Genomic DNA, 9,259 nt, shown 5'->3' with positions numbered 1-9,259 from the left:
AAACATCAATAGTGTTTCGGCGGCCATAGCGTGAGGGAAACGCCCGGTCACATTCCGAACCCGGAAGCTAAGCCTCATAGCGCCGATGGTACTGCAGGGGGGACCCTGTGGGAGAGTAGGACACCGCCGGACTCCCTTTAGACAGAGAAGCCACCCAGAGTTGGGTGGCTTCTCTGCGTTAACGCGTTCGTGTCGCACGACGGCGAGCCGCACGTCAGTGCAGTCGCGACTCGAGCACGGATGCGGTCTCGCGCACGGCATCCGCCAGCGTCCGCTCATCGAGCGTCGGATCGGCCCAGGTGACGGCGACGGCGGCGACGGGCCAGTCGGCGTGGTCGCGGACGACCGCGCCGACGCTGCGCAGGCCGTCTGCGATCTCGCTGTCCTCCGTCGCGTACCCCCGCACCCTCCCGATCCGAAGCACCTCGCGCAACTCGCGGGGCGTCTGCGGGCCCCGTCCGGTCCGGTCGGGGAACGCCGCGGCGTCAGGATACAGCGCTCGCACCTGTTCGCGCGGCAGGGCCGCGAGCATGGCGCGGCCGGACGCGGTGAGGTGAGCCGGCAGCCGGACCCCCACGTCGGTGACGAGAGCCGGTCGTCGCGGCGCCCGCTCCTCGACGATGTACAGCACGTCCCCACCGCTCATCACGGCCAGGTGCGCGCTCTCGCCCAGACGGTCCGACAGTGCTGCGACAAGGGGCCTCCCGAGACGGGCGAGGGGCTGCTGCCGGGAGTAGCCGCCGGCGAGCTCGAATGCCGAGGTGCCCAGGCCCCAGCGGCGCTCCTCGGACAGGTGCAGCACGAAGCCGTGGTCGGCGAGCGTGGTCAGCAAGTGGTAGACGGTGGAGCGGGGGAGAGCGAGGTCCCGCGCGATGGCCGAGGCGGCGACCGGTGCGGGGCGACCGGCGAGATAGCGCAGCATACGCAGCGTATTGTCGGCGGCCGGCACCTGCGCACGCGACGAGCGCGACACGCTCTCCGCATTGTCTGTGATCACAGACACAGAATGCCAGATCGACCTGATCGGCACCATCGCCCGGGTGTGGAATCGAGGCATGAGAACTTCCTCCACCGTCGTCGTGGGCGACGCCCCGCTGACGATCGCCGACGTCGTCGCCGTGGCCCGTCACGATGCCGCCGTCGTCTTCGCCCCCGATGCGCTCGAGCGCGTCGCCGAGACTCGTCGGGTGATCGACGGACTCGCCGCCGACCCGAACCCGCACTACGGGGTCTCCACCGGTTTCGGTGCCCTGGCCACCACGTTCATCGCCGCCGATCGACGACGGCAGCTTCAGGCGAGTCTCATCCGCTCGCACGCGGCCGGCACCGGCGTCGAGGTCGAGCGCGAGGTCGTCCGCGGCCTCCAGCTGCTGCGTCTGCAGACGCTCGCCTCCGGCCGCACCGGAGTGCGGCCCGTCGTGGTGGAGACGTACGCCGCTCTGCTGAACGCGGGAATCGCGCCGATCGTCCGCGAGTACGGATCGCTCGGGTGCTCCGGCGACCTCGCACCGCTCGCGCACATCGCTCTCGCGAGCATGGGCGAGGGAGAGGTGCGCGTCGGCGACGGTGACATCGTCTCCGCCGCCGACGCCCTCGCCGCCGCCGACATCGAGCCGCTCATGCTCGTGGAGAAGGAGGGTCTCGCGCTCATCAACGGCACCGACGGGATGCTCGCGATGCTCTCCCTCGCCCTGCACGACCTCGACGCGCTCCTGGTCACGGCTGACCTCGCGGCGGCGATGTCGATCGAATCGCAGCTGGGGACGGATGCCGTGTTCGCCGCCGACCTCATGGCGCTGCGTCCGCAACTCGGGCAAGCGGAGTCGGCGCAGAACCTGAGGTCGTTCCTCGGCGACTCGCCGGTCGTGCAGAGCCACAAGGGGCCGGAGGACGGCCGGGTGCAGGACGCGTACTCGCTCCGCTGCTCGCCCCAGGTGCACGGGGCCGCACGCGACACCGCGGCCCACGCGACCCTGATCGCGGACCGCGAGCTGAGGAGCGTGATCGACAACCCGGTGATCACCGTCGACGGCCGCATCGAGTCGAACGGCAACTTCCACGGGGCACCCGTCGCCGCTGTGCTCGACTTCCTCGCCATCTCCGTCGCCGACGTCGCATCGGTGTCGGAGCGCCGCACCGACCGCGCCCTCGATCCGGCGCGGAACCGCGGCCTGCCGCCGTTCCTCGCCGACGAGGTCGGTGTCGACTCAGGGCTGATGATCGCGCAGTACGCCGCCGCCGGTATCGTCTCGGAGCTGAAGCGGCTGGCGGTTCCGGCATCCGTCGACTCCATCCCGTCGTCGGCGATGCAGGAGGACCACGTGTCGATGGGATGGGCGGCGGCACGCAAGCTGCGCCGCGCCATCGACGGACTCGGCAGGGTGCTCGCGATCGAGATCCTCACCGGCGCCCGCGCTCTCGACCTGCGCGCGCCGCTGAGACCCGGCCCGGCGACCGGTGCGGTCCGCGACCTCGTGCGCACCGTGGCGGGTGGACCGGGACCCGACCGATTCCTTTCCCCCGAGATCGAAGCCGTGGCCGCACTCGTCCAGTCGGGTGCCGTCGCCCGCGTCGCAGAGGAGAACAAGAGATGACCGACCCATCGACAGGCTCAGGGGCCTCAGGGGCCCCCTCGAGCCGCATCGTCCGGGCGCCGCGCGGCAACGAGCGCACCGCGAAGAGCTGGGGCGCCGAGGCAGCGAAGCGGATGCTGATGAACAACCTCGATCCCGAGGTCGCCGAGCACCCCGAAGACCTCGTCGTCTACGGCGGCACCGGCCGAGCGGCTCGCAGTTGGGAGGCCTACGACGCGATCGTGCGGACCCTCGACGAGCTCGAGCCCGACGAGACGCTGCTCGTGCAGTCGGGCAAACCCGTCGGCGTGTTCCGCACGCATGAGTGGGCGCCGCGGGTGCTGATCGCGAACTCGAACCTCGTGGGCGACTGGGCGAACTGGCCGGAGTTCCGGCGGCTCGAGCAGCTCGGACTCACGATGTACGGCCAGATGACGGCCGGGTCGTGGATCTACATCGGCACGCAGGGGATCCTGCAGGGGACGTACGAGACCTTCGCGGCCGTGGCCCGTTCGCTCGGTCGCGACTCGCTGCAGGGCACCCTGACCCTGACGGGCGGAGCCGGGGGCATGGGCGGGGCGCAGCCGCTCGCCGTGACCATGAACGAGGGGGTCGTGCTGATCGTCGATGTCGACGAGACACGGCTGGCCCGTCGCGTCGACCACGGCTACCTCGACGAGTACACGGCCGATGTCGACGCCGCGGTGGCCCGCGTCACAGCCGCGAAGGAGGCGGGTGAAGCTCTCTCCGTGGGCCTCGTCGGCAATGCGGCCGAGGTCTTCCCCGAGCTGCTGAGCCGCGGCGTGCCGATCGACATCGTCACCGACCAGACGAGTGCTCACGACCCGCTCGCCTACCTCCCCGTCGGTGTCTCGGTCGAGCAGTGGAAGGCGGAGGCGGCGCGCGATCCCGAGGAGTTCACGCGTCGCTCCCGCGAGTCCATGGCCGCGCACGTCGCGGCGATGGTCGGCTTCCAGGACGCCGGAGCCGCGGTCTTCGACTACGGCAACTCGATCCGTGCCGAGGCGCAGCTGGGCGGCTTCGAGCGGGCCTTCGACTTCCCGGGCTTCGTGCCCGCGTACATCCGCCCGCAGTTCGAGGAGGGGCGAGGGCCCTTCCGCTGGGCCGCCCTCTCGGGCGACCCGGAGGACATCCGCAAGACCGACCGCGCGATCGCCGAGCTGTTCCCCGAGGACGCCGCGCTGCACCGCTGGTTGGAGAAGGCGGGCGAGAAGGTCCACTTCGAGGGTCTTCCGGCGCGTATCTGCTGGCTGGGCTACAAGGAGCGCCACCTCGCCGGCCTGAAGTTCAACGAGATGGTGGCCTCGGGCGAGCTCTCGGCGCCGATCGTGATCGGTCGCGACCACCTCGACTCCGGCTCCGTGGCTTCGCCGTACCGCGAGACCGAGGGGATGAAGGACGGCTCTGACGCGATCGCCGACTGGCCGCTGCTCAACGCGCTGCTGAACACGGCCTCCGGTGCATCGTGGGTGTCGCTGCATCACGGCGGAGGTGTCGGCATCGGCCGGTCGATCCACGCCGGCCAGGTCACGGTCGCCGACGGCTCCGCGCTCGCCGCCGAGAAGCTCGAGCGGGTGCTGACCAACGACCCCGGCACCGGCGTCATGCGCCACGTCGACGCGGGATACGAGCACGCGCGCGATATCGCCCGCGAGCGCGGCCTGACGGTGCCGATGCTGTGAGTACCGTGCTGCTGACGAACATCGGCGAGCTGACGACCAACGTCGCCTCCGACCCGACCGACCCCTGCGGCACCACGCACGACGCAGCCGTGCTGATCGAGGGAGACCGGATCGCGTGGGTCGGCTCGGCGGCAGAGGCGCCGGACGCCGACGAGGTCGTGGACGCCGAGGGCCGAGCCCTGATCCCCGGCTTCGTCGACAGCCACAGCCACCTCGTGTTCGGCGGCGACCGCGCCGCCGAGTTCGAGGCGCGCATGGCCGGGCAGAAGTACGCCGCCGGCGGCATCCGCTCCACCGTCGCCGCCACGCGCGCCGCGAGCGACGACGAGCTCCGCGCGCGCCTGCGCGGGTTCCTCGACGAGATGCTCGGGCAGGGCACCACCACGGTCGAGATCAAGAGCGGCTACGGCCTCTCGGTCGCCGACGAGGAGCGGCTCGTGCGCCTGGCTGCCGAGGCCACGCCCGAGGTCACGTTCCTCGGGGCGCACGTCGTCCCGGCCGAGTACGCCGACGACCCCGAGGCGTACGTCGACCTCGTGTGCGGCCCGATGCTCGACGCCTGTGCGCCGCACGCCCGGTGGATCGACGTGTTCTGCGAGACCGGCGCGTTCACGGCAGCGCAGTCTCGCCGCATCCTCGAAGCGGGAATCACGCGCGGCCTGCGTGCCCGCCTGCATGCGAGCCAGCTCGGACCGGGCGACGGCGTGCGGCTCGCCGTGGAGCTCGGGGCGGCGTCGGTCGATCACGGCACCTATCTGACGGATGCCGATGTCGCGGCGCTCGCCGGGTCCGACACCGTCCTCACGCTGCTGCCGGGCGTCGAGTTCTCGACGCGGCAGCCGTACCCCGACGCCCGGCGGCTCATCGACGCGGGCGTCACCGTCGCGCTCGCCTGCGACACCAATCCGGGGTCGAGCTTCACCTCGTCCATGCCGTTCTGCATCGCCGTCGCCGTCCGCGACATGGGGATGACTCCGGCCGAAGCCGTGTGGGCGGCGACCGCGGGCGGTGCGAAGGCGCTGCGGCGTGACGACGTCGGGCTCATCGCCCCGGGAGCGCGGGCCGACCTCGTGCTGCTGAACGCGCCGACGCGGATCCACCTCGCCTACCGTCCGGGCGTGCCCCTCGTGCAGCGCGTCTGGAAGGACGGGGTCGCCGTCCGCTGACGCCGACCCCGTCGCCTCAGCGCAGAGCCTCGGCGCAGACGACGGCCGCGGCGGCCGACCAGGCCTGCGGGCGGCATGCCGCGGGATACGGCACCGGAGCGCCCCCTGGCACGCGCGGCTCACCGGAGTGCAGCTCCGGCACCCGGTAGTCGAAGCCCTCGGCCAGGTCGAGCAGCTGCGCGGCGACGTGTCGGGCCTCGTCCACGAGACCGGCGCGCAGCATCCCGTGCACGGCGATCGCGGTGTCGTGGGTCCACACGCTGCCGCCGTGGTAGCTGAGCGGCCAGTAGCCGACGGCATCCGTCGACATCGTGCGGATGCCGTAGCCGCTCGACATCGAGTCGCCCAGGAGCAGCTCCGCGCACCCGCGCTCCTCGTCGGCGTCGAGCAGGCCGGTCCCGATGAGGTGGCCGATGTTGCTGGTGAGCGTGTCGACCGCGGCGCCGTGGGCGTCGAGCGCGATGGCCGGGTACCGCCCCTCCGGCGTCGTGACCCAGTACGCCTCGCGGAACCGCGTGCGCAGGTCGGCCGCCCACGAGCGCAGGGCGTCGCCACCCGTCTCGCCGAGCCCGTCGAGCAGCGCCGCCCCGCGCACGGCGGCCTCGTAGGCGTAGCCCTGCACCTCGCTGAGGGCGATCGGGCCCTCGGCGAGCCGTCCGTCGCGCCACTGGATCGAGTCGCCGGAGTCCTTCCACCCCTGGTTCGCCAGGCCGTGACCGGTCGCGTCGGCGTAGTCGATGAATCCGCTGCCGGAGGCGTCGCCGTGCACGACCATCCAGTCCAGGGCGGCGCGCAACGCGGGGAGGAGCTCGCGCAGGTCGTGCTCCGGCATCCCCGCGTCCCACGCGTCGGCCACCAGGCACACCCATAGCGGTGTGGCGTCGACCGTGCCGTAGTACAGCGGCGGCAGGAGCACTCCTTCGCCCGGCAGCGAGAGCTCGGCGCTGCGCAGCTCGTGCGCGATCTTGCCGGGCGCCTCGGCGCTCTGGGGGTCGACCGTAGTCCCCTGCAGCCGCGCGAGCACCCGCAGAGTCGATCCGGCGATCGCGGGGTCGGATGCCAGAGCGAGGCGCGCCGCCCAGATCGAGTCCCGCCCGAACAGGGTGAAGAACCACGGTGCGCCCGCCGCGTAGAAGGCGTCGTCCGGGTGGTCGGGGAGCGCGAGCCGCAGCGCGCCGAGATCGGCGGTCGCACGGTCGAGCCAGCGGGCGACGCGAGGATCCGCGCCCGTGTCGATGCGACGGGTCTCGGCGGCGCGCCCGGGTGTCGTCACCACGAGGGTCGGGTCGTCGAGGTCGGCCGACCACGAAAGCTCGGCGGCGCCGCGCGGAGGGATGGTCTCACGCCAGGCGACGACGAGATCGCCGCCGTCGAGCGACACCTCGGCGCCCGGAGCCGTCAGGGCGAACGACGCCTCGCCCGCTCGGCAGCGCTCGCCGTCCCACGTCCAGTCCCGATCGCCGCCGAGCCCCGCCTTGACGAGCTGCATGGGCGCGAAGTCGGGGCGTACGCGCACCGTCATCGCGATCTCCACGGCATCTTCGAGGTGCGAGGAGAAGCGCAACCTCTCGGTGAATCGGCCGGCCGTCACGGTGCGATCCCTGTCGAGCCGCACCTTGGGATCGGCCCCCGCATCGTCGATTCCGCGCAGGACGTCGGTGAAGCGCACGTGCTGCGGTGTCGGCGACGAGCATCCGATCGACTCCAGGTCCGTTCCCTGCACCGCGAGGTCGACGGCGGAGATGTGCCGGACGTCGCCGTGGAACACCCCGTGGATCGGCGCGGAGCCGAGCAGGCCGTCACGCCCCGACCACACCTGGGTCGGTGCGTCGAGCACGATCACGGCGTCGTCGAGCAGGGGCTGGAGGTGGGGGCGGTCGGTCATTCCTTGACGGCTCCTTCGGTGGAATTCATGATGCGGCGCTGGAAGATGAAGAACATCACGGCGACGGGGATCGTCATGATGAGTGCGGCCGCCAGCTTGAGCGGATACTGGGTGCCCTGGCTGAGCTGTCCGCTCGCGAGGGACGCGACGCCCTTCGTCAGGGTCGTCAGGGCGGGGTCGTTGGTCGACACGATGAAATGGCTGAGCTCGTTCCACGACCCCTGGAACGACAGGATCACGATCGTGATGAGCGCGGGCGTGGCCATCGGCAGCACGACCGACCAGAACATGCGGAACGTGCCGGCGCCGTCGATGCGCGCCTGCTCCTCGACCGAGACCGGGATCGACTCGAAGAAGTTCTTCATGATGAACACGCCGGCGGCGTCGACGAGCAGCGGCAGGATCATGCCCGCGTACGAGTTGAAGATGCCGAGCTGATTGATCACGAGGAACTTCGGGATGAGCAGCACGACGGTCGGCACCGACATGACCGCCACGAGTGCGGCGAACACGACGCCGCGGCCGCGGAAGCGCAGACGGGCGAGCGCGTACCCGGCGAGCGAGTTGAAGAACACGCGCCCGGCGGTGACGACGATCGTCACGATCGCGCTGTTGACGAACCACGACGGGAAGTCGGAGTTCGCGAACAGGCGCTCATACGCCGCGAACGTCCACGACTCCGGAAGCAGACCGAGCCCTGAGGATGCGGCATCCTCATCGGTCTTGAAGCTCGTGAACACCTGGATCAGGAAGGGGTAGATGTAGATCAGCGCGAGCACGATCAGCACCGCATACAGCACGATCTGCCACGTGAGCTGCTTCGACGAGAGTCTCATGACGTCTTCCCCTGTGCGGCGACCTCGTACGCGCGGATGCGACGGCGCGACACGGGCCGGTCGCGGAGCACCCAACGCTGCAGCAGCGTGAACACGACGATGATGACGAAGAGGATGAAGGCGATCGCGGCGCCCTGCCCCCACTCCTGATCCGTGAACGCGGTCTTGTACGACTGATAGGCGGGCGTGAGCGTCGTCTTGCTCGGTGCCCCCCGCGTTCCCGTGTAGATCTGGTCGAACACCTGCCAGCATCCGATGAGGCCGAGGGTCAGCACCGTGAAGAGCGTCGGGCGCAACTGGGGGAGCGTGACGCGCCAGAAGCGCTGCCAGCTGTTCGCGCCGTCCATCATGGCGGCCTCGTCGACGTCGGCACCGAGATTCTGCAGCCCGGCGAGGAACAGGAGCATGAAGGTGCCGGAGGTGGTGAAGACGGCCATGAGGATGTAGGCGCTCATCGCGATCGAGGGGCCGGCGAGCCACTCCCACCACGAGATGCCGAGCATCCCGCCGCCGGTCAGGGCGGCAGGGCCGGCGTCGACGCCGATTCCGCTGAGGACCAGGTGCAGGATGCCGCGGGGATCGTTGAACCAGTTCGGGCCGTTGACGCCGAACCACGCGAGCACGCTGTTCACCGCGCCGCTCGCGGAGAAGAGGAACAGCCAGAGCACGGTGATGGCGACCGAGCTGGTGACGGAGGGGAAGTAGTAGGCGGTGCGGAAGAACCCGCGTCCGCGCAGCACCGCGCGATTCACGAGCACCGCGAGGAAGAGCGCGATCGCCGTCTGCAGCGGCACGACGAGCAGCACGTACCAGGCGTTGTTGCGCAGAGCTGTGCCGAAGTCCTTGGTGGCGAGCCCCCCGTCGGCGAGCACGGCGGAGTAGTTCTCGGCCCCCACGAACGAGACCGACGGCGAGAGGGGACTCCCGCGCCCGGCCCAGTCCGACATGCTGACCCACAGGGCCATGAGCACCGGGACGAGCAGGAACACGCCGAGGATGGCGATCACCGGGGCGGTGAAGAGCCATCCGGCTGCGGCCTCGCCGCGGCGGAGCCCGGAGGCCCCTCCGCGGCGAGGCGTGGCCTGCGCCGCCATGC

The 9,259-nt window shown here is 70.9% G+C and carries 7 protein-coding genes and 1 rRNA gene; 4 read left to right on the top strand and 4 right to left on the bottom strand.

The features are described 5' to 3' along the window. Positions 1-15: 15 nt before the first annotated feature. A 5S ribosomal RNA gene (gene rrf / locus AB3M90_RS16060) occupies positions 16-132 on the top strand. 82 nt (positions 133-214) lie between these two features. Here the strand turns inward: rrf and AB3M90_RS16055 are convergent. Then, positions 215-949 (bottom strand): IclR family transcriptional regulator, encoded by a 735-nt coding sequence (locus AB3M90_RS16055; RefSeq protein WP_412953896.1) that lies wholly within the window; start codon positions 947-949, stop codon positions 215-217. Between the two features lie 106 nt (positions 950-1,055). On the opposite strand from AB3M90_RS16055, the gene hutH reads away from it, so the two are divergent. The 3 genes from hutH to hutI are packed head-to-tail and all read left to right on the top strand — an operon-like array spanning position 1,056 to position 5,442. Beyond that, a complete protein-coding gene (gene hutH, locus AB3M90_RS16050) occupies positions 1,056-2,594 on the top strand; it encodes a histidine ammonia-lyase (RefSeq protein ID WP_412953873.1) in 1,539 nt (512 codons plus the stop codon). Continuing rightward, positions 2,591-4,276: a urocanate hydratase gene (hutU, locus tag AB3M90_RS16045; protein ID WP_412953870.1), complete on the top strand. Its 1,686-nt coding sequence runs from the start codon at positions 2,591-2,593 to the stop codon at positions 4,274-4,276. The genes hutH and hutU overlap by 4 nt, the downstream gene beginning before the upstream one ends. Beyond that, entirely contained in the window at positions 4,273-5,442 is a 1,170-nt protein-coding gene (hutI, locus tag AB3M90_RS16040; protein ID WP_412953867.1) for an imidazolonepropionase, read from the top strand. The genes hutU and hutI overlap by 4 nt, the downstream gene beginning before the upstream one ends. Before the next feature lie 16 nt (positions 5,443-5,458). Here hutI and AB3M90_RS16035 read toward each other — a convergent pair whose 3' ends face one another. The 3 genes from AB3M90_RS16035 to AB3M90_RS16025 are packed head-to-tail and all read right to left on the bottom strand — an operon-like array spanning position 5,459 to position 9,257. After that, positions 5,459-7,327 carry a glycogen debranching N-terminal domain-containing protein gene (locus tag AB3M90_RS16035; RefSeq protein WP_412953864.1) on the bottom strand — a complete coding sequence of 623 codons (1,869 nt, stop codon included), beginning with the start codon at positions 7,325-7,327 and terminating at the stop codon, positions 5,459-5,461. Then, positions 7,324-8,163 (bottom strand): carbohydrate ABC transporter permease, encoded by an 840-nt coding sequence (locus tag AB3M90_RS16030; RefSeq protein WP_412953861.1) that lies wholly within the window; start codon positions 8,161-8,163, stop codon positions 7,324-7,326. The genes AB3M90_RS16035 and AB3M90_RS16030 overlap by 4 nt, the downstream gene beginning before the upstream one ends. Continuing rightward, positions 8,160-9,257, bottom strand: a complete 1,098-nt coding sequence (locus AB3M90_RS16025; RefSeq protein WP_412953859.1) for a carbohydrate ABC transporter permease — start codon at positions 9,255-9,257, stop codon at positions 8,160-8,162. The genes AB3M90_RS16030 and AB3M90_RS16025 overlap by 4 nt, the downstream gene beginning before the upstream one ends. Between the last annotated feature and the right edge of the window lie 2 nt (positions 9,258-9,259).

This window comes from Microbacterium martis, assembly GCF_047246685.1.
Lineage (GTDB): Bacteria > Actinomycetota > Actinomycetes > Actinomycetales > Microbacteriaceae > Microbacterium.
This window is presented reverse-complemented; position numbering and strand designations above follow the sequence as displayed.

Excerpts from the sequence above, each read along its gene's own strand:
- hutH (WP_412953873.1), top strand. The coding sequence starts at position 1,056 with ATGAGAACTTCCTCCACCGTCGTCGTGGGCGACGCCCCGCTGACGATC.
- AB3M90_RS16030 (WP_412953861.1), bottom strand. The coding sequence starts at position 8,163 with ATGAGACTCTCGTCGAAGCAGCTCACGTGGCAGATCGTGCTGTATGCG.
- AB3M90_RS16035 (WP_412953864.1), bottom strand. The coding sequence starts at position 7,327 with ATGACCGACCGCCCCCACCTCCAGCCCCTGCTCGACGACGCCGTGATC.
- hutU (WP_412953870.1), top strand. The coding sequence starts at position 2,591 with ATGACCGACCCATCGACAGGCTCAGGGGCCTCAGGGGCCCCCTCGAGC.
- AB3M90_RS16025 (WP_412953859.1), bottom strand. The coding sequence starts at position 9,257 with ATGGCGGCGCAGGCCACGCCTCGCCGCGGAGGGGCCTCCGGGCTCCGC.